Source organism: Mycobacterium triplex, from assembly GCF_000689255.1.
Lineage (GTDB): Bacteria > Actinomycetota > Actinomycetes > Mycobacteriales > Mycobacteriaceae > Mycobacterium > Mycobacterium triplex.
This window is the reverse complement of record NZ_HG964446.1, coordinates 649,268-669,117: the sequence shown is the minus strand read 5'-3', so window position 1 is coordinate 669,117 and position 19,850 is coordinate 649,268. Positions and strand designations below refer to the sequence as shown.

Below are 19,850 nucleotides of genomic sequence, written 5' to 3'. Positions count from 1 at the left end.
AATGTCGATGCGAAGCCGCGCGGCGATCCTCTACGAGTACGGGCGTCCGTGGTCGGTCGAGGAGTTCGAACTGGATCCACCGCGCGCCGGCGAGGTTCTGTTGCGGCTGGCCGCCACCGGGCTGTGCCACTCCGACGAACACATCCGGCAGGGAAGGCTGGCCGCACCGCCGGATGTGCTGCGCTCGCTCGGGCTGCCGGCGATGTCGCCGACCATCGGCGGGCATGAAGGCTCCGGTGTGGTGGTGGAGGTCGGCGACGGGGTCACCGGCTTCGCGCCGGGCGATCACGTGGTGACGTCGTTCGTCGCGGTGTGTGGTCAATGTCGTTGGTGCGCTTCGGGAATGGAGTATCTGTGCGACACCGGGTCCGGGACGTTGGCGCCGGGCATGCCCACCGACGGCACCTTTCGCCATCACAGCGCCGACGGGCGAGATCTCGGGCACGTATCCAAGATCGGGGCGTTCGCCGAACACACCGTCGTGTCGGCGAATTCACTGGTCAAGATCGACCCGAACTTCCCGCTGGTGCCCGCCGCGCTGCTGGCGTGCGCGGTTCCCACCGGGTACGGCTCGGCGGCGCGGCGCGCCAACGTGCGCGGCGGTGACACGGTGGTGGTGATCGGCGTCGGCGGGATCGGTACCGCTGCCGTTCAGGGCGCCCGGATCAGCGGTGCGGCCCGCATCGTCGCGGTCGATCCGATCGAGTTCAAGCGCGAGTCGGCGCGGACTTTCGGCGCGACGCACCAGGCGGCGACGGCGGCCGAGGCGATCGATCACGTGCGTGAGCTGACCCGCGGGGTGATGGCCGATGCGGTCGTTGTGTCTGTGTCGATGATCGGCGCGGCCGACGTGGGGGCGGCGCTGGCGCTGACTCGTAAGGGCGGCACGTGTGTGCTCACCGGTTTGCCCATGCCGGCAACCAGCTCCATCGACGTCACGCTGCAGGACTTCATCCTGATGAACAAGACGTTGTGCGGCACCGTGTTCGGCTCCTGCAACCCCAAGAGCGACATTGCGCTGCTGGCCACGATGTACGAGTCGGGCCAACTGCTCCTCGACGAAATGATCACCAAACGCTACGGGCTCGACGAGATCAACGAAGCCTACTCCGACCTAGCCGCCGGTGAATTGATCCGCGGGGTAATCGATTTCGGCATCGGCTAGCCGGCGTCCGGCCGCCGGAGGCGCACCGGTGCGGTGCGACCAGTCTCGGGGTCGCAGCCGCCAGGTCCGGCGCGCGTATTCCAGCGCGGTGTGCGGCCACTGGGTGACGATCCGGCCCGTCGGCGAGCGAAAGTAGCTGTCGCACTGGGTCCAGATGGTGCGCTCCAAGTCGGCGGAAAGCCGGTCGTTGTAGCGCTTTTCGGCCTCGGGGCGCACCTCGAGGTAGCCGCCGCGGCGCGCCAGCCGGGTGACCGCGCTGGTCACCAGGCGCGCACCGGCCTCCAGGATGTAGACGATCGAGTTGCCGCCCTGGTTGGTGTTGGGGCCGTACAGCATGAAGAAGTTCGGGAACCCCGCGACCGCGACGCCCAGGTACGCGCTGGGATCCTCGCCCCACCGCTCGTGCAGGCGCTGCCCGCCGCTTCCGACCACCTCGATGCCCGACAGATAATGCGACGTCTCGAATCCGGTCGCCAGCACGATCGCGTCGACGTCGACCACCTCACCGGCGGTGGTGACGACCGACGTCTCGGTGATCCGGTCGATCGGGTCCGTGACGAGCGCGACATTGTCCTGTTGCAACGCCCGGTAGTAGTCGTCGCCGAGCAGCACCCGCTTACAGCGGAACGGATAGTCCGGCGTCAGGGCGCGGCGCAGCCCGGCGTCGGCCACGGTGCGCTCCAGAAAAGACGTGGCGATCCGGGTGCGGTCGGCGACCACCGGGTCGTCCGCGAAGGTTGCGGTGTTGTCGTGCAGCAGTTTCCAAATCTGCCAGCGAGCGCGACGTACCGCCAGCGGGTTGCGCCGGAATTGCGCCAATTCGGTTGCGCTGTATGGCCGGTCGTCTTTGGGGACCATCCATGGCGGGGAACGCTGAAAAACCGTCACCCCTGCGGCGGCCTTGGCCAGTTCGGGGACAAGCTGAATCGCGCTGGCGCCGGTGCCGATCACCGCCACCTTCTTGTCCGCCGGCGCGAAGCCGTGATCCCACCCTGCGGTGTGCATGACGGAGCCACCGAAATCGGTCAAACCGGTGATATCGGGCAGCTTCAGCGAGCCGAACAGCCCAACGGCGCAGACCACCACGTCGGCGCTCAGCGTGCCGGTGCGGCCGTCGCGTTCCAGCAGACACTCCCAGCTCCAGGTGTCCGCATTCCATACCGCCGAGCGCACCCTGGTGTTGAGCCGTAGGTGACGGCGCAGATCGAAGTCGTCGGCCACCGACTCCAGGTAGGCGAGAATCTCGGGCTGCCGAGCATAGGTTCGGCTCCAGGATTTGTTGGGCGCGAACGAAAACGAGTACAGGTGGCTTTGGACATCGCATGCGGCGCCCGGATAGGTGTTGCGCCGCCAGGTGCCTCCGACGCCGTCGCCGGCCTCGATGATCACCAGGTCGTCGATGCCGGCCCGGCGCAGCGCGACCGCCGCGCCCAGCCCGCCGAATCCGGCGCCGATGATCGCGACCCTGGGTGAGCGTCGACGCCGAGTCGCCGCCCGGGCCCGGCCGAGTAGGTACTTCACCGGCCGGCCCGGCGAATCTCGAGGCCGGCCATGTCGCCCTGGGCCCGCCAGGCCTCCAGGATGTCGGCGTATTCGGTGGGCGTGCCGAAGAAGAAACTGCCCTGTCGGGTCTTGGCGTCCGCCTTGCCCTCGCGGTTGTAGTAACCGGGCGTGCAGGTCTTGGCCCGCTCGGCGGTCGCGGTCGAGCGGGCCACCACCGTGTCGACCCACGCGGCTTCGGCGGCAATCGACGCCTCGACCTCGGTGGCGCCGTTCTCGAGGGCCCACGCGATGATCCAGGCGGCATGGGTGGCTTGGACGTCAAGCAGGTACGGGAAGTTGACCGTCAGTCCCGCCTGGGAGATGCTTTCGATGAAGCAGTTCGGAAATCCGTTGGCGCACAAGCCGTGAAAGGTGCGTACGCCGTCACTCCAGCGCTCGGTCAGGCTCACCCCCTGGCGGCCGATCAGTTCGAAGCCGGTACGCCGGCTGTAGTCGGTGCCCACCTCGAAACCCGTTGCGAAGATCAGGCAGTCGAGCTCGTAGACCACGCCGTCGACGACGACGCCGGACTCGGTGATTTGCTCCACACCGCGACCGCGCGTGTCGACGAGCGTCACGTTGTCGCGGTTGAAGGTTTGCAGGTATTCGTCGTGGAAGCAGGGGCGCTTGCAGAAATACCCATACCAGGGTTTGAGCGCCTCGGCGGTGGCGCGGTCGGTGACGATCTCGTCGACCCGCGCCCGGATCTCCTCCATCTTGGCGAAGTCCGCGAGCTCGATGTCGCGGCCGCGCTGCTCCGGATCCACCGACCCTTGGAGATCCGGGCCGTCGTGACGCATCACCGGGAGCTTGCGGGTGATGCTCGTCCAGGCATCGGCGACCAGATCCTCGGATGCCTGCCCGCCGGCGGTCAAGATCTGAAAGTTCTGGATGCGACGGCGTTGCCAGCCGGGCTGTAAGGTGTTGACCCACTGAGGATCCGTAGCCGCGTTGGCGCGCACATCGACCGACGACGGGGTGCGCTGGAAGACGTAGAGGTGCCGCGCGGCGGCGCCCAGATGCGGCACGCATTGGACCGCCGTCGCGCCGGTGCCGATGATCCCGACGCGCAGACCGGCGAGGTTCTCCAGCTTCTCGCCGGTGTAGCGGTAATCCCAGCGGCTGGTGTGAAACGTGTGACCGCGAAACGACCCGAGCCCCGGGATGCCCGGCAGTTTGGGCTTGGCTTGATACCCGTTTGCCATCGAAACGAACTTGGCCCGCATCTCGTCGCCGCGGTTGGTGCGTATCATCCACCGGGATTCGGTTGCATCCCAACGAATCTCCTGCACCTCGGTGCGCAGGCACGCGTCGCGGTACAGGTCGTATTTTTCGGCGATGCGCTGGCAGTGGGCGAAGATCTCCGCGCCCTTGGCGTATTTCTCCACCGGGATGTAGCCGAGTTCCTCCAGCAGCGGGATGTACACGTAGGACTCGACATCGCAGGCGATCCCCGGATACCGATTCCAGTACCAGGTGCCGCCCACGTCGGCCGCCCGGTCGATCAACCGCACGCTTCGCACGCCGAGTTCATGCAGCCGCGCCCCGGTCAGCAGGCCGCCGAAGCCGGCGCCCACAATCGCCACGTCGACCTCGTCGGTGCGGGGCTCTCGGGCGAATTCCTGGTCGACCCAGGGATCTTCGGCATACCGCGCGAACTCACCGGCGATCTCCACGTACTGGTCGATCCCGTCGGGCCGCAATCGGCGCGCACGTTCCTCGGCATACTTGCGCCGCAGCGCATCGACGTCGAACGCGCACCCAACAGTCTCGGTCAAGTCCCGGCTCCGCTCTTCGTGCGTCGACTCTATAATCAATCGCTTGATCGTATCAAGGCGTCTTCGGTCGTTCGCCGAACAAAGCCCCTCTGACCAGCACTTTGGCCGACCTCAGCGCCGCGTGGTAGTCCCCCGGCGGCAGCGTGGCCGCCAGCTCGGTCAATCCGTAGACCAGCGCGTAAAGCGCCGCCACAACAGCTCGCGAATCCGGATGGTCACCCAGCTCGCCACGCCTGCGGGCGTCCTCGACGACGCCCTCGATGATGTCGCGGAATGCCTCGAATCCGGGGTTCTTCGGTTGCCCGCGGGCCTTCCGGCGGACCGGCGCCACAACGTTTTCCGCCCGGATCGCGAACTCGAACGCGGCCAGGTCCGGGTACTCGCGCATCAATTGGCCCGATTCGTCGAGCACGGCTTCGATCCGGTCGACGATGTTGCCGGGGCCCTCGGCGGCCGCGCGCAGCCTGGGCATGGCGATGTCGGTCCTGGCCGCGACGGTTGCCTTGATCAGTTCGGATTTGTTCGGGAAGTAGTTGTACAGGCTGGCGCTGGTCATGTCGGCCATGCGGGCGATCTCGCGGATGGTCGCTTGCGCGTAGCCGACCTCGGCCACACATTTCATGGTCGCGGCGACGATACGGCGGCGCGTCTCTTCGCCGCTGGCGCCGACGGGGCGGCCCAACTGTGCCTTCGCGCGCATGCTTGCCCACCCTTCGACCGCGGGCGCACTACAACGTCGAATATATTTGACCGACCGATGAATCCGGAGGTGAGCGGCGGTGAACCTCGCGTTGGGGGAGTTTTCGCGCGCGATCGACTTGGCCGGCGTGTTCGTCAATGCCGTGCTGGGTGGGGTCGTGGCCCGCGAATTCCGCATGGACCCAGTCGGATTCGTTGCGCTCGCGATTCTGTCGGGTCTCGGCGGCGGCTTGATCCGCGACACGCTGTTGCAGCACGGACCGCCGGTGGCGTTGACGGACACGCTCTACGTGGTGGTTGCTCTGGCGGGTGCAGCGGTTGCATTTCTGATCCCGCTGCGCGCGAGGGTGTGGTCGGTGACCTACCCGATTGTCGATGCGCTGGCGCTGGGCACCTGGGCGGTGGCCGGTGCTGAGAAGACATTGGCGGCCGGATTGTCTTGGCTCCCAGCAATTTTGCTCGGTACGATCAGCGCCGTCGGTGGCGGGGCGCTGCGTGATCTGGCGGTAAATCGCACGCCGGCAATCTTCGGCGGTAACACGCTCTACGCGACGCCCGCGGTGGCGGCCAGCGGCACCGTGGTGCTGCTGTCGCGTTACGGGCTGGCGCCGCTGGGCGAATTGGTGGGAATCGCCGTCGGCTCGGGCCTGTGCCTACTTGCCAGATGGCGTGGCTGGCGACTCGGTGAGAGTGTGAGCGCGGACTATTACCTGACGCGGCGAAAGCAGGCGTGGCGCATCCGGATCAGCCGGCGAACGCGCCACCCCGACGACCAGTGACTCAGCTGGGGCGTCCGGTGGGAGCGGACAGCGAGGAGACCCGCCGCCGGATCATCACCGCCGCGATGCGCTGCGTGGCCGAGGTCGGCTACTCGCAGGCGACCATCCGCGAGATCGCCCGCATGGCCGAGATGACCAGTGGCAGTCTGTATCACTACTTTCCGAACAAATCCGAACTGTTGCGCGCAACCGGAGAGGAGATCGAGGAGATCGTCGCGCCGCGGCTGCGCGCGGCCGCCGCGCAGCACCAGTACGTCAGCGACCGGCTCGACGCGGTGCTCGACGAGTCGACACGACTGATCCGCGACTACCCGTATCTGACCGGGTTCCTGCGGGCGTTGCGTGCCGCCGGTACTCGGGAGTCCCCCGGATCCAAGGCGCTGCACGACGTCGTCTTCGAGATCGTCGACGATGCGCGGCGACACGGGACATTGTCCGGCGAGACCGACACCCGGTCGACGGTCGAGGCGATCTGCGCACTGACCCGGGGGCTGTCGGAGCAGGCGGACAGCTTGGCGCCGCAGACCTACCAAGCCGCGCTGGGTTCAGCCAAAAGCCTCATTCGGGGAACGCTGTTCACGCAGCGCGTCGCCGAGCGTCCATAGCGCCACCCCGATCAGCACCAGGTCCTTCAGCAAGAACTGGCCGGGCAGCGCCGACAGTACGGGCAGGCCGGCGGCATGCGTCGAGACCACGCCGGGCGTCGTGAACAGAAAGCTCAACGTTCCCAGGAACAGCACCACCGCCAGCGCGCTGCCGATCGCCGACACGCGGGGCCACAGCGGGCGCACCGCAATGAGAAGGGCCGCAACGATTTCCATCGTCCCCAGTCCGCAGGCAACGGTCGTGACGCTGAATACGTCGTACACCCAGCTCATCAGCGGGTTGTGTTCGATCAGCACCCGGGATTCCATCTTCACGTACTTGCCGAAGCCGATCCAGGCCAGGACGACGACCAGCCCGTAACGACTGATCAGATGACCCAGCAGGGTCAGCGAATCCGACACGGGATGCGTTGCGTTGGTGAAGGTACGACTGATCATCGAGCCGGTCATTGAGGAAGTCCTTCGGCAGGCGGGGCTGGTTGTCCGAAGGGACCACGATTCACCGCGCGGTCACGTTCAATCCGTGCAGCCTTTCGAGCCCGGCGACCAAGAGTTGCAATCCGAAGGCGAACTCCTCGACCAGGGGCACCGGCAGGGCGTCGGCAACCGATGCCGTCGCCGGATACCGTTCCGGGTCGAGTTTTCCGAATGCGCTGGCGGACGCGGCATCTTGCTCAGTATCGGCCGCCCCGGAATGTTGGATGGCAAAGCCGAGGACGTAGCGGGCCAGGGTCGCGTAGGCGTGGGCGGCGACATCGGGCGCAAAGCCGCTGTCGAGAAGCACCGATAAGCACAGCTCGCGGTGGGCCAGCGCATTCGGGCCCATCGGGATGTAGTCGGTCAGCAGGGCGGCGACATTGCCATGCCCGCGCAGCGCGGCAAACATGTGCTTCGCAAACGAGGTACAGGCTTGCGGCCACGGCTGTGCGGCAATCTCGTCCGGATCGAGGTCGGCTGCCCCGAGTATGTGGTCGACGACGGTGGCCACCAATTCCGATCGGTTGGCGAAGTGCCGGTACAGCGTGGCGGTACCGGATCCCAGGCGCTGTGCCAGCGTTCGCATGGACAGCGCGTCCGCGCCTTGCTCGTCGAGGATTTCGACGGCCGCCGCAATGATCCGCTCTTTCGCCAGGGCCGGTCGCCCGCGGGAGCGGGCCGGCGACGGCTTGACAGTACTAGTATTAATGGTCACACTGTATCCAGAAATACTTGGCGGGTCAATACCACGGATAATGAGGACATTTCGCTATGTTGCTGCCCCTGGCCTCCGCGCCCTACACCGCTCCGACCGACCGCGACATGCTGCCCTCGGAGCGCCGGGAGTTCGTCCGGACCCACCGGACTTGCGTGTTCGGATACCGCCGCCGCACCGACGGACCGGCGATGTCGGTCGTCTACTACATCCCCACCGACACGGACGAACTGCTGGTCGCCACGATGGCCGGCCGCGGCAAGGCTCGCGTCATCGGACGCGACGGCAAGGTCAGCCTGTGCGTCCTGGACGAGCGGTGGCCCTTCACCTATCTGCAGGTCTATGCGGATGCGACGCTCGACGACGATCGTGACTTTGCGGTCGACGTGATGATGGCGGTCGCCGGCCGGATGTCGGGCCAACCGCTCGACGAAGAGGCGCGGCCGGCCGTGGCGGCCATGTGCGAACGGGAGAACCGCCTGGTCATCCGGTGCCGGCCCTACTCGACGTTCGCAACTCCGCCACGCCATCTGCACCAAAACGATCAGGTCGAACAGTTGACCCACTGGGTGTCTGGCCTGGTCGCGTGGGACGCCGACGATCCGGCCTGACCTACTTCGCGGCGTAGCGGTCGCGCAGCTTGGCCAGCGTCGCCTCGATCCCCGACGCGTTGGCTTTCGCGAACCCCATCCGCTCGTAGTACTTCAGTTTCTTTTTCAGCGTGCCGGCGTCGCGGTAGTCGAACGTCTCGGTGACGCGGGTCAGGGTGGGTGACAGCGACTCGAACTTCCAGCGCCAGCGATGACCCAGCGGATGGCGCCATTCGACCAGTTCGTGCGGTTTGAGCTCGGTCACCGTGCTGGTGATCCGATACGGGACGCCCAGCATCTTCATGCTCGTCGAGAACTTCGACCCCACCACCATTGTTTCCGGCACTTTGATGTTGTGCTGCACGGTGCCCGATCCATCCAGCTCGCAATGACGGCAGGGGTCGGCAGCCAACTCGTAGAGCTCGGCGGCCGGCGCGGCCACGTCAACCGAGCGGCTTACCTGATGGGGTCCCGCGTCGACGATGACGACGGTCATGATGTCTCTCCTTCCACCCACCGGGCAGCGTAGCCCCGGCTACTGGGGCTCCGGAATAGCCGGATCCCACACCGGCGAGGACGCGAAGCGCGCCGGCCACAAGCCGGATTTGGTCAGCCGCGCGACCTCTTCGCGCAGCACGATCCCGATCTTGGTGGCGAACTCGCGCGGCAGTTGCAGCGCCGCGGTGGTACCGACTCCGAGCTGATGGTTGATCTCGGGCTCGCAGATCGTCGCGCTGCGCAGCCGCCCGGCTTCGACATCGGCGTGACATGCCGCCGGCGGCAACACCGCATATCCCAAGCCCGCCTCGACCAGCTGCTTGCAGACTTCCAGCGAATCCGTCGAAAACCGGGCGGTGATTGCGACTTTCGTGCGCAGCGCGGTGTTCTCCAAAGTGTTGCGAATCCCGGTCTGCGCGCTGGGCATCACCAAGGGCAACGCGGCCAGGTCGGCGAAGCGCACCGGGCTCGCGGGCGAAAGATCCGACGCCGGCCCGCCGACCAGCACGAGGTCCTCGACGACGAGGTTGCGGTAAAACAGCCGGTCGTCGGAGACCGGATTGATGACCGCAAGGTCGATCGCGCCTTTGAGCATGCGCTGCATCAGGTCGTCCGTCTCGGCAACGGCAACGTGGAAGTGCACGTTCGGAAAGGCCGCGCCGAGACTGGTCAACAGCGGCGCGGCCAATACGCCGGCCGCGGTGGGCACCATGCCGAACAGCAACCCGCGCTCGATGCGCGCCAGCGGTGATCCCGCGTAGCGGACCGCGAGCTCCAGCTGGCGCAGCGGCGCCGCCGTCGACGCCCGCAACCGTTCACCCTCTTCGGTCAGCTGCACACCGCGGCGGGTCCGCTCGAACAGCGTGATGCCGAGGTCTTCCTCGAGCAGCCGGATCTGGCGGCTCAGCGCGGGCTGGGCGATGCCCAGCACGGTGGCCGCCCGCGAGATCGAGCCCTCCTCCGCGATCCGCAGGAAGTACTTGAGCCGGTGGGTATCCATCGCTGTCAGATCTACCAGCCATACAAAACGGGCATGACTGGTTTCCCGAATTGGTATTACCTCACGCCCCCCATCCGGCCATATCGTCGGCGATGTGGGCATCGCGCCCCGATGCGATGCCGTGCGGGTCTGGCTGGGAGGTCGGCTTTCATGCAACTGCAAGACGAAGCGGACTGGGTGCACCTGCTGGGGCTGGATCGGCTGCCCGAGCACATCATCGGCAAGCGGGTCACCGAGCTGATGGACCTGTCCGGCAAGAAGGCGTTCGTGACCGGTGCCGGCGGCGACGGCCTGGGTCAGGCGATCGCGAACCGGCTCGCCGGCTGCGGCGCCGACGTCGCGCTGATCGGCCGGACGTTCGAGAAGGTCCAGCGCCGCGCCACGGAGGTCGAGCAGCGCTGGGGTGTGCGGGCCATCCCCGTCAAGGCCGACATGTCCGATTGGGACGGGGTGCACGGCGCGGTCGCGCAGGCGCGCGCCGAACTCGGCGGCCTGGACATCATGGTGAACAACCCGGTGATGGTCGCGGCCGGTCCCTTCGAGAAGCAGACCAAAGCCGAAATCGACTACACCGTGCTGGGCAGCCTCACGATGATGATGTACGGCGCGCACGCGGCGCTGCAGTACCTGCTGCCGCAGGGCTCGGGAAAGATCATCAACATCGGAGCTGTCGGCGGCCGCATTCAGCAGCGGGGCCTAGTCGTCTACAACTCCTGCAAGGCCGGGGTCATCGGGTTTACCCGCAACCTCGCCCACGAGGTCGCCCCGCGCGGCGTCAACGTATTGGGCGTGGCTCCGGGCATCATGATCAAACCCGAGATGCGCCAGTACCTGCTCGACCCGCAGGACGACAAGCATCGCGCCGGGCGCGGCGCCATCCACGAGGCGATCACCAACCAGGTTCAGCTGGGTCGCGCCTCGCTGCCCGAGGAAGCCGCCAACATGGTCGCGTTCCTGGCCTCGGAGGCCGCCGACTATATGTGCGGCCAGACCATCGATGTCGCCGGCGGCCAGTGGATGGGCTGAGATGCTAACCGGCCGTGCGGTTTTGGACGAGGCCAGGGCACAAACTGGGCTGGCCGACTTCGGCGAAGACTCCTACACCGAAGGCCTCGAGATCCTGCTGCGCGCGCTGCGGGACGAGGCGCGGCTGAACGAACGCGGCCAGGCGTTCCTGCATCAGCGCATCGTCGGCTACCTGTCGCAGCGGCTGCAGGTCGAGGACTGGTATCGCCGCCACCCGGAGATCGACGACGTGCCGATCAGCGCACCGTTGATCGGCCTGGGATTACCGCGCACCGGGTCCACCGCGCTGTCGATGCTGCTGGCTCAGGATCCCGATGTGCGTTATCTGCGGCGGTGGGAATCGTCGCAACCCTGTCCGCCGCCCGCCACGGTGCAGGGTGTGGACCCGCGCATCCCGCCCGACCGAGGTGAAATCGTCGGCACCCGCCGCCACGTCCCCGGCGACACGCACGGGCCGATGGAATGCCATGAGCTGATGGCCTTGGATTTCAAGTCGCACATCTTCCAGTCCTTCGCCGAAATACCCTCGTATTCAACGTGGTTGGTGCGGCAGGCCGACCTCACGCCTACGTTGCGGTATCAGCGCCGCGTGATGAAGCTGCTGGCGTGGGGCGAGCCGCACCGACCGTGGCGGCTGAAATGCCCGTCGCACGTGTTGTGGCTCGGCGCCCTGAATGCGGCCTTCCCGGATGCGCGGTTCGTGATGACGCATCGCGATCCGACCGATGTCATCTTGTCGGTGGCCGACTTGTATGCCGACATCATCGGGACATTCAGCGACGCGATCGACCGCCGCTACATCGGCCGGCTCAATGTCGAGCATTGGTCGTTGGGCATGGAAAGGGCGCTGCAGTTCCGTGCCGACGGCGCCGAGGATCGGTTCTACGACATCGACTTTCGCGCCATGCAGGACGATCCGATCGGCGAAGTCGCTGGCTTGTACGCGTGGCTGGGCATCCCGGTGGGTGCGCAGTTCGAAGCGCAGATGCACAGCTGGTGGGAGCACGCCGCCGCCGAGCGGGAGCCGAGTTCGCATGCCGACCCCGTGGAATTCGGCATCGATTTCGACGAGGTGCGTCCCAGATTCGCCCGCTACGTGGACAGCGCGCAACGCTGGACCTCGCACCGAACCGCTGACGAGCAAAGGAAATTCGATGGCTGTTGATCTGACCGGGGGTATCGATCCGGCGCGGGAGTACATGCTGGCGCATCGACCGCAGGACCCGGAGATGCGCGACTCGGTGAGCTTTTGGGTGGTCGACGACAGCGGCGAGATTGGCCTGCCGCGCATCGGAATCGAAGCGGTGGGCGCGAACTGGGATTCGCACGATGTCCAGGTCAACGTCGCTTTCCCCGACGGCCGCGTCTACCGGCTGCGCACCAATGAGCCGTCGGTGCCCGCTCAGGGACCCGACGGGCGCGCCAGCGTACTGGGAGCCGGGGGCCTGGCGTTCCGCTGCATCGAACCCTTCGACACCTGGACGATGTCCTACCACGGACCGGCGGTGCGTACGTCGTCGTCCGACTTGGTCGACGGCAAGCGTGCCGGTCCGTCGGGCCACATCAGTTTTCATGTCGAGGCGAAAATGGCCGTACCGCCGTGGGTGCAGGGAGCATTACAGCCCGACGCCGGCACACAGCTCAAAACCACCGCGGTGGGTGACATCATGGGCGGGCCACGCTACGAGCAATTATTCACCGCCACAGGCGAATTCCAGTCCGAGGACAGACACCACGCGTTCTCCGGCAGCGGCCTGCGGATCCGTCGCACGGGCGTACGTAAGCTCGCCGGATTCTGGGGCCACTGCTGGCAGTCGGCGGTGTTTCCCAGTGGGCGGGCGTTCGGCTATATCGCTTACCCGCCCCGGCCCGACGGTCAACCCACCTTCAACGAGGGGTTCGTCTTCAGAGGCGAAGGCGGGCTGATACCCGCACGGGTGGTGCGGGCCCCGTGGTTGACCCGGCTGCAACCACTCGGCGAGGATGTGTCGCTGGTGCTCGAGACGGCCGACGGCGCCGTCGAAATCACCGGGGAGACAGTATTTTCCACGCACGACATTCATCACGACGACGACATGTACTCAATGAACGCTCTCAAGCAGGAGATGCCGAGCTTCCCCGCCCTGCAGCAGGCCGGCGTGCGCTACACGTGGGATGGCGAACAGACCTACGGAATGCTCGAACGCTCCAACCCGCTCGACAAGATCGCCCGTGACTAGGAAGGACCGATGAGCCAACTGATCCCGGGGAAGGTGGCACTGGTGACCGGCGCCGCGCGCGGGCAAGGCCGGGCGCATGCCGTGCGGCTGGCCGCCGAAGGTGCCGACATCATCGCGGTGGATATCGCCGGCCCGCTGCCGCCCAGCGTGCCCTACGATTCGCCGACGCCCGACGATCTCGAGGAGACGGCGCGGCTGGCCGGCGCCGGTGGGCAAAAGGTCATCACCGCCGCGGTCGACATCCGCGACCTCGACGCACTGCGGGGCGCGGTCGACGAGGCCGTCGGCGAGCTGGGCCGGTTGGACGTCATCGTCGCCAACGCCGGAATCTGCTGCCCGGCCCCGTGGGATCAGATCACCGCGCAAGCGTTCCGAGACACCATAGACACCAACGTGATCGGCACCTGGAACACCGTGATGGCCGGGGCGCATCACATCGTCGACGGCGGCCGCGGCGGGTCGATCATTCTGATCGGGTCAGCCGCCGGTATCAAGATGCAGTCGTTCATGATCCATTACACGGCAAGCAAACACGCCGTCGTCGGGATGGCGCGCGCGTTCGCCGCCGAACTCGGCCGGTACAACATCCGCGTCAACAGCCTCAACCCCGGCGCGGTCGCCACCCCGATGGGCACCGGCCGGATGCGCGACGCGCTGGAGTCGGCCGCCGACGACTATCCGCACCTGCGCGGCTTACACAAGCCGCTGCTGCCCGAAGGCATCGCGCAGCCGGAGGATATCTCCGACGCCGTCGCGTGGCTGGCCTCCGACCAGTCCAGATTGGTTACCGCGACCCAGGTTTCGGTCGACATCGGTGTCGGATACATCTGATGCGCGGGCTGAAGGACAAGACCTTCCTGGTGGCCGGGGGCGCCACCGGGATCGGCGCGGCCACCGCCAAACGCCTTGCCGCCGAGGGCGCCCGGGTGGTCATCGGCGATATCAACATCGCCGGCGCGACCGCGGCCGCCGAGCAGATCACCGACTCCGGCGGCCAAGCCATTGCGGTCCAATTCGACCTTGCCGATGCGGGATCGGTGCAGGATCTCGTGGACCGAACCATCCGCGAGTTCGGCGGTATTCACGGTCTGCACAACGTCGGCGCCGATCTCTCCGAAGACAACCTCGGCCGCGACACCACGATTCTCGATACCGGCCTGGACGTCTGGCGGCGCACGCTCGACGTCAATCTGCTGGGCTATGTGCGCACGATCCAGGCGGTGCTCCCGCGCTTGCTGGAGGGCGGCGGCGGCAGCATCGTGAACACGTCCTCGGGTGCCGCGCTGGGCAGTGACCCGCAGCATGTCGCGTACGGGGCCTCCAAGGCCGCCGTCAACCACCTGACCCGCCACGTCGCCGTCAACTGGGGCAAACACAACATCCGCAGCAACGGCGTGATGCCCGGTCTGGTGATGGGTGAGACCCAGGAACGACAGAACGACCTGCAGCTGCAGCAGGCGTTCCTGATGTTCGGCAAGACCACCCGGCTTGGCAAACCCGATGACCTCGCCGCGGTCACCGCGTTCCTGCTCTCCGAGGAGGCCGAGTGGATCACCGGCCAAGTGTGGTACATCGGTGGCGGATCGCATCTGCGGCAATGACGCTCAACTAGCCGTCGTCGGCACAAACGCCAGGTACAGTCGCTCGCCATGGGTGTCCTGCGGTTCATCTGGCAACGCGTGCTGGCGTTCGACCGAGTCGGATCGCGCATCCCACAGCTGATCCAGATCTGGCTCGCCGAGCTGTTCTTCGTGATGCCGTTGACCTTCTTCATCGGCAAAGTCATCGACATTCACGGCGGGTTCGGCGTGCCCGGAACCGGCGAACGGCTCGACGGGGTGTTCTGGGGCGCGCTGGTGATCTCGGTCATCTTCGGCTTGTTCTTCGTGCGCTCCCTGGTGAAGCCCCGGGTGGTGGAGGGGTCGTGGACGCCGACGGTGCACGCCGACATCGGAGGGATGACGGTCTACGGCGGCAACCGCGCGTGGACCGTGACCTATCCGTACCTGACCAGCCACCCGAGTTACGCGCTGCTACTGCTGATCACCGCCCCGATTCCGGCCGTGATGGTCGCCGCGACCACCAATCATGGGGACAGTACGTTCTATTTCCGGGTGTGCGGCATCGTCGGCCTGATCATCCTCGGCTGCATGGCGCTGGCCCGCATCCTGGCCTGGTACGTGTTTCGCCTCGGGCGCCGGCAACTGGACGCGCGGCTGGAGGGATTGCCGATCTCGCAACGCCGGCTCGGCTGGGAGATCGCCTGGAAACCGGTGCTCGTGCTGCTGGTGCTGATGTACGCGATCGTCTGCATCCCACTGGGCGTGATGTGGTTCAACGAACAGCGCACGATCGCCGCGCTGCCCGTCGTCACCGTCGCCGACGCCGACCACCCGGGCGAGTACCGGCGGGTGAAAGGGACCGTGGCGTCCGAGCCCGTGTACTGGGCGCCGCGCGGCACCGGCCGCGGCGGCAACAACTACGCGGGAGCCGGGGTGCTGGTCACGCTGGCCTCCGGCGGCGAGGCGCTGCTACTCGCCGAGTCGCTGTCGGTGCCCGACTTCAAGGGCATGATGGCCGGCGTCCACAACGGCCGGCTGACGGCCAGCGGCAAGGTGATCGACGCCATATCGAACGGCCAGCGGGAGTACTACGGCTTCGATGTGAGCGCTTTTCCGGAGGCGCCGGCAGCGGGCCGGGTAATGCTGTTGCTGTCGCAACCGTAGCGGCCGGACGCCCCGGAACCGGCCTACGCCGCGACCAGGCACAATCACAGACGACCGGCTGGCGGAGACGCGGCTTGACGACTATACCCCCCAGGGGTGTATAAGGGTATGAGGGCTTGTTACCCCCTGGGGGTATATGGAAGGAGCGTCATGACCACGAGCGCGGTCAGCAACCTGGAGTTCACCATCACCGGGATGACGTGTGCCTCCTGCGCGGCGCGGCTGGAAAAGGCGCTGAACAAACTCAACGGCGTGACGGCGACCGTGAATTTCGCTTTGGAGCGGGCGTCGGTCGCCGTCCCGGCCGGCTACAACCCGCAGTTGGTGGTCGACGAGGTAGCAAAGGCCGGCTACACCGCCGCGCTGCCGCAACCGCAGACCGAACCCGCCGATAACGACCGCGAGCTGGCGTCGCTGCGAAGCCGGCTGATCACCGCGATCGTGCTGGCCACACCCGTGATCGCGATGGCGATGATCCCCGTGCTGCAGTTCCGCAACTGGCAATGGGCATCGCTGGCACTGGCCGCACCGGTGGTGGTGTGGGCGGGCCGGCCGTTCCACGCGGCCGCGTGGGCCAACCTCAGGCACGGCGCCGCCACGATGGACACGCTGGTGTCGATCGGGACCCTGTCGGCGTTCCTCTGGTCGCTGTATGCGCTGTTCTTCGGTACCGCAGGGCATCCGCACCTGCACCATGGCTTCACGCTGACCGTCGCACCCGGCGACGGCACCGGCAACATCTACCTCGAAGTGGCCGCGGGCGTGACCCTGTTCGTCCTGGCCGGCCGCTACTTCGAGCAGCGCTCCAAGCGGCGCGCCGGCGCCGCCCTGCGCGCCCTGCTGGAGCTCGGCGCCAAGGACGTCGCAGTGCTGCGCCGCGACATGCTGCGCCCCGACGGCCCGGGCGTCGAGCTCCGCATCCCGGTCGAGCAGCTCAACGTCGGCGACGAGTTCGTCGTGCGTCCCGGCGAGAAGATCGCGACCGACGGGGTCGTCGTCTCCGGCTCGTCGGCGGTAGACGCCTCGATGCTGACCGGCGAGTCCATGCCGATCGAGGTCGGTGAGGGCGACGTCGTCACCGGCGCCACCGTCAACGCGGGTGGACGCCTGGTCGTGCGTGCCACCCGGGTCGGCGGGGACACCCAGTTGGCACAGATGGCCAAGCTGGTCGAAGCCGCGCAATCGGGCAAGGCCAAGGTGCAGCGGCTCGCGGACCGCGTGTCCGGCGTCTTCGTTCCGATCGTCATCGCGATCGCCGTGGCGACGCTGGTGGCGTGGCTCGTCGCCGGATTCCCCGTCGCCGCGGCGTTCACGGCGGCGGTCGCGGTGCTGATCATCGCCTGCCCGTGCGCACTGGGGCTGGCGACACCGACCGCCCTGTTGGTCGGCACGGGTCGCGCGGCCCAACTCGGCGTCCTGATCAAAGGCCCCGAGGTGCTGGAGTCCACCCGCAAGGTCGACACGATCGTGCTCGACAAGACCGGCACGGTGACCACCGGCAGGATGACGCTCGTCGACGTGATCGCCGCCCCGGACACCGACCGCGCCGCGCTGCTGCGCTACGCCGGAGCCCTGGAGGATTCCTCCGAACACCCTGTCGCCCAAGCGATCTCGAAGGCCGCCGGCGCCGAGCTCGGCCCCCTGCCGGCGCCCGAGGGCTTCATGAACATCGAGGGCAAAGGCGTGCAAGGCGTCGTCGACGGCCATGCCGTCGTAGTCGGCCGCGAGAGCCTGCTGGCCGAATGGTCGGTGTACCTGACCCCCGCGCTTTCAAAGGCCAAACTACGTGCCGAGAGCGAGGGCAAGACCGCCGTCGCGGTGGGCTGGGACGGCAGCGCCCGCGGGATCCTGGTGATCGCCGACACTGTCAAGCCCACCAGCGCCGAGGCCATCCGGCAATTCAAGCGGCTGGGGCTGACGCCGGTCCTGCTGACCGGTGACAACGAGATCGTGGCCGACCGCATCGCCGGCGAGCTGCGGATCGCGCACGTCATCGCCGAGGTCATGCCCGCCGACAAGGTCGCAGTGGTTCAGCGTCTGCAATCCGACGGCAAGGTCGTCGCGATGGTCGGCGACGGGGTCAACGACGCCGCCGCCCTGGCCACCGCCGATCTGGGCATCGCGATGGGCACCGGCACGGACGTGGCGATCGAGGCCGCCGACCTTACCCTGGTGCGCGGCGACCTGCGCGCTGCCGTGGACGCCATCCGGCTCTCCCGCAAGACGTTGGCCACGATCAAGACGAACCTGTTCTGGGCGTTCGGCTACAACGTGGCCGCGATTCCGCTGGCCGCACTGGGCCTGCTCAACCCGATGCTCGCGGGTGCGGCAATGGCGTTTTCCAGCGTCTTTGTCGTCGGCAACAGCCTGCGACTGCGCTCCTTCACGAGCACGAACCGGTTGGGCGATATGGGATAGTTGGACTGGCCTACCGGGTTCCATAGTTTTTGAAGGTCTGCACGTTTGCCCCCATTCCTCGGACAACTGTCCCTGCTGCACGGCTGGTTGCCACTCGCCACGCAGGCACTCGCGTTGCTCGTCGTGCTGATCGTGATCGACTGGCGCAAGCCGAGCTGGTTGAGGCGCGCGCTGCCGGTGGCCCTGATCGCCGCGGCCGCCGTCGCCGCACTGGCGTACTGGTACATCGTCTCGCTCGGGGTTGCCGGCGACCCGGCACCGAAGTCCCTGTGGCTGTGGATCGCAATGAGCGGATTGACGGCCACGGTGCTGGTGCTGGGGTGGCAGGGCGCCCGTTGGTGGCGGCGCGCTCTGGCGTTCCTTGCGGTTCCGCTGTGTGTGTTGTGCGCGGGCATGTCCCTGAACCTATGGGTCGGCTATTTCCCGACCGTGCTGGCCGCGTGGAATCAGCTGACGTCGGCGCCGCTGCCCGATCAGATCGACCGGCTGCAGGTCACCGCGATGCAGGTCGCCGGCACCAAACCGGACAAGGGCGTGGTGGTGCCGGTCAACATCGACGCCGACGCATCCCACTTTCCGCACCGCCAGGAACTGGTGTATCTGCCCCCGGCGTGGTTCAACACCAACCCGCCGCCCCGGCTGCCGACGGTCATGATGCTCGGCTCGGCGTTCAACCTGCCTCGCGACTGGCTGGGCCCCGGCGGCGCGTTCACCGCGATCGACGGCTTCGCCGCTCGCCATCACGGTTTTGCCCCGGTCTTCGTGTTCCCCGACCCCACCGGCTCGTTCGACAACGACACCGAGTGCGTCAACGGGAGCCGCGGCAACGCCGCCGATCATCTGACCAAAGACGTGGTGCCGTTCATGGTTTCCAACTTCGGCGTCAGCGCCGACCGCGCCAATTGGGGTGTCGCCGGATGGTCGATGGGCGGAACCTGCGCCGTCACCCTCGCCGTCATGCATCCGGAGTTGTTCAGCGCCTTCGTGGACATCGCCGGCGACTTGCGACCCAACATCGGCAGTACAGAACAGACCATCGCCGAGCTGTTCGGCGGCAACACCGCCGCATGGGCGGACTTCGACCCGCTCACTGTGATGACTCGGCACGGCCGCTACACGGGGTTGTCGGGATGGTTCGACATCCCCACCCCGCCCGGTGCACACAGCGTCGCGCAGGCGGCCAACCCCGCCCTCGGGAGCACCGCCGCGGCCAATCCGGAGGGCCAGGACGCCGCCGCCCACGCGCTGTGCACCATCGCCGGGGCCAACGGGATCGGTTGCGCGGTGGTGACGCAGCCTGGCAAACACGACTGGCCGTTCGCCGCCCAGGCGTTCGACGCAGCGTTGCCATGGCTCGCCTCGACGCTGGGGACGCCGAATGTCGAGCCGGTGCAGCTACCGCAACGCGGCCCCGGGGAACCGCATTGATCCGATAGCGCGTCGTGACCGTTTCGTGACCTCCGCAGCTCTACGCGATTTTTCGTCGGGAATTCACAGCTGACCCTCCCGTAACGAACCCGTCCTAATCGGGCCGGCAATGGTACGGTTCGCTGCTGTGGCCGCGAAGTTTGGCAAGGTAGGCAGCCCGTACGCGGGCTTGCCCGTCGGCCGCC

The 19,850-nt window shown here is 67.1% G+C and carries 19 protein-coding genes; 12 read left to right on the top strand and 7 right to left on the bottom strand.

Annotation, left to right across the window (positions count from 1 at the left end):
• Window positions 1-7: 7 nt before the first annotated feature.
• On the top strand, window positions 8-1,165 hold the full coding sequence (locus tag BN973_RS03040; protein WP_036465823.1) for a Zn-dependent alcohol dehydrogenase: 1,158 nt from the start codon (window positions 8-10) through the stop codon (window positions 1,163-1,165).
• Here BN973_RS03040 and BN973_RS03035 read toward each other — a convergent pair.
• Genes BN973_RS03035 through BN973_RS03025 form a run of 3 tightly spaced genes read right to left on the bottom strand, consistent with a single transcriptional unit; the run spans window position 1,115 to window position 5,185 of the window.
• Entirely contained in the window at window positions 1,115-2,686 is a 1,572-nt protein-coding gene (locus BN973_RS03035) for a flavin-containing monooxygenase (protein ID WP_051641101.1), read from the bottom strand. The genes BN973_RS03040 and BN973_RS03035 overlap by 51 nt on opposite strands.
• A complete protein-coding gene (locus BN973_RS03030) occupies window positions 2,683-4,485 on the bottom strand; it encodes a flavin-containing monooxygenase (RefSeq protein ID WP_036465820.1) in 1,803 nt (600 codons plus the stop codon). The genes BN973_RS03035 and BN973_RS03030 overlap by 4 nt, the downstream gene beginning before the upstream one ends.
• Before the next feature lie 52 nt (window positions 4,486-4,537).
• The gene (locus tag BN973_RS03025; protein WP_036465818.1) at window positions 4,538-5,185 is read right to left on the bottom strand and encodes a TetR/AcrR family transcriptional regulator; all 648 of its coding nucleotides are present in this window, start codon (window positions 5,183-5,185) and stop codon (window positions 4,538-4,540) included.
• 79 nt (window positions 5,186-5,264) lie between these two features.
• Here BN973_RS03025 and BN973_RS03020 point away from each other — a divergent pair, with 79 nt between their 5' ends.
• Together BN973_RS03020 and BN973_RS03015 are read left to right on the top strand one after the other, a co-directional pair.
• On the top strand, window positions 5,265-5,963 hold the full coding sequence (locus BN973_RS03020) for a trimeric intracellular cation channel family protein (RefSeq protein WP_036465816.1): 699 nt from the start codon (window positions 5,265-5,267) through the stop codon (window positions 5,961-5,963).
• Window positions 5,960-6,568, top strand: coding sequence for a TetR/AcrR family transcriptional regulator (locus BN973_RS03015; protein ID WP_036465812.1), 609 nt, complete (start codon window positions 5,960-5,962; stop codon window positions 6,566-6,568). The genes BN973_RS03020 and BN973_RS03015 overlap by 4 nt, the downstream gene beginning before the upstream one ends.
• Here the strand turns inward: BN973_RS03015 and BN973_RS03010 are convergent.
• On the bottom strand, window positions 6,509-7,018 hold the full coding sequence (locus tag BN973_RS03010) for a DUF417 family protein (protein ID WP_232232015.1): 510 nt from the start codon (window positions 7,016-7,018) through the stop codon (window positions 6,509-6,511). The two genes, BN973_RS03015 and BN973_RS03010, sit on opposite strands and share 60 nt — an antisense overlap.
• Before the next feature lie 49 nt (window positions 7,019-7,067).
• Entirely contained in the window at window positions 7,068-7,700 is a 633-nt protein-coding gene (locus tag BN973_RS03005) for a TetR/AcrR family transcriptional regulator (protein ID WP_051641525.1), read from the bottom strand.
• A 116-nt stretch (window positions 7,701-7,816) separates the two neighbouring features.
• Between BN973_RS03005 and BN973_RS03000 the strand changes: the two genes are divergently transcribed.
• The gene (locus tag BN973_RS03000) at window positions 7,817-8,371 is read left to right on the top strand and encodes a pyridoxamine 5'-phosphate oxidase family protein (protein ID WP_036465811.1); all 555 of its coding nucleotides are present in this window, start codon (window positions 7,817-7,819) and stop codon (window positions 8,369-8,371) included.
• 1 nt (window position 8,372) lies between these two features.
• Here BN973_RS03000 and BN973_RS02995 read toward each other — a convergent pair whose 3' ends face one another.
• On the bottom strand, window positions 8,373-8,846 hold the full coding sequence (locus BN973_RS02995) for an SRPBCC family protein (protein WP_036465809.1): 474 nt from the start codon (window positions 8,844-8,846) through the stop codon (window positions 8,373-8,375).
• Window positions 8,847-8,885: 39 nt separating this feature from the next.
• Window positions 8,886-9,848, bottom strand: coding sequence for a LysR family transcriptional regulator (locus BN973_RS02990; protein WP_036465807.1), 963 nt, complete (start codon window positions 9,846-9,848; stop codon window positions 8,886-8,888).
• Between the two features lie 150 nt (window positions 9,849-9,998).
• Here BN973_RS02990 and BN973_RS02985 point away from each other — a divergent pair, with 150 nt between their 5' ends.
• From BN973_RS02985 to BN973_RS02950, 8 genes are all read left to right on the top strand, one after another.
• Window positions 9,999-10,874: an SDR family NAD(P)-dependent oxidoreductase gene (locus BN973_RS02985; protein ID WP_036465804.1), complete on the top strand. Its 876-nt coding sequence runs from the start codon at window positions 9,999-10,001 to the stop codon at window positions 10,872-10,874.
• Between the two features lies 1 nt (window position 10,875).
• Entirely contained in the window at window positions 10,876-12,039 is a 1,164-nt protein-coding gene (locus BN973_RS02980) for a sulfotransferase family protein (RefSeq protein WP_036465802.1), read from the top strand.
• Window positions 12,029-13,093, top strand: coding sequence for a hypothetical protein (locus tag BN973_RS02975; protein ID WP_036465799.1), 1,065 nt, complete (start codon window positions 12,029-12,031; stop codon window positions 13,091-13,093). The genes BN973_RS02980 and BN973_RS02975 overlap by 11 nt, the downstream gene beginning before the upstream one ends.
• Window positions 13,094-13,102: 9 nt before the next feature.
• Window positions 13,103-13,924 (top strand): mycofactocin-coupled SDR family oxidoreductase, encoded by an 822-nt coding sequence (locus BN973_RS02970; RefSeq protein WP_036465797.1) that lies wholly within the window; start codon window positions 13,103-13,105, stop codon window positions 13,922-13,924.
• The gene (locus BN973_RS02965) at window positions 13,924-14,694 is read left to right on the top strand and encodes an SDR family NAD(P)-dependent oxidoreductase (RefSeq protein WP_036465796.1); all 771 of its coding nucleotides are present in this window, start codon (window positions 13,924-13,926) and stop codon (window positions 14,692-14,694) included. Before BN973_RS02970 ends, BN973_RS02965 begins: the two co-directional genes overlap by 1 nt.
• A gap of 48 nt (window positions 14,695-14,742) precedes the next feature.
• Window positions 14,743-15,819: a hypothetical protein gene (locus BN973_RS02960; RefSeq protein ID WP_036465793.1), complete on the top strand. Its 1,077-nt coding sequence runs from the start codon at window positions 14,743-14,745 to the stop codon at window positions 15,817-15,819.
• A 150-nt stretch (window positions 15,820-15,969) separates the two neighbouring features.
• Complete coding sequence (locus tag BN973_RS02955) at window positions 15,970-18,237, top strand: heavy metal translocating P-type ATPase (protein ID WP_036465788.1); 2,268 nt, start codon at window positions 15,970-15,972, stop codon at window positions 18,235-18,237.
• Window positions 18,238-18,282: 45 nt separating this feature from the next.
• Window positions 18,283-19,665, top strand: a complete 1,383-nt coding sequence (locus tag BN973_RS02950; protein WP_036465787.1) for an alpha/beta hydrolase — start codon at window positions 18,283-18,285, stop codon at window positions 19,663-19,665.
• Window positions 19,666-19,850: the final 185 nt, after the last annotated feature.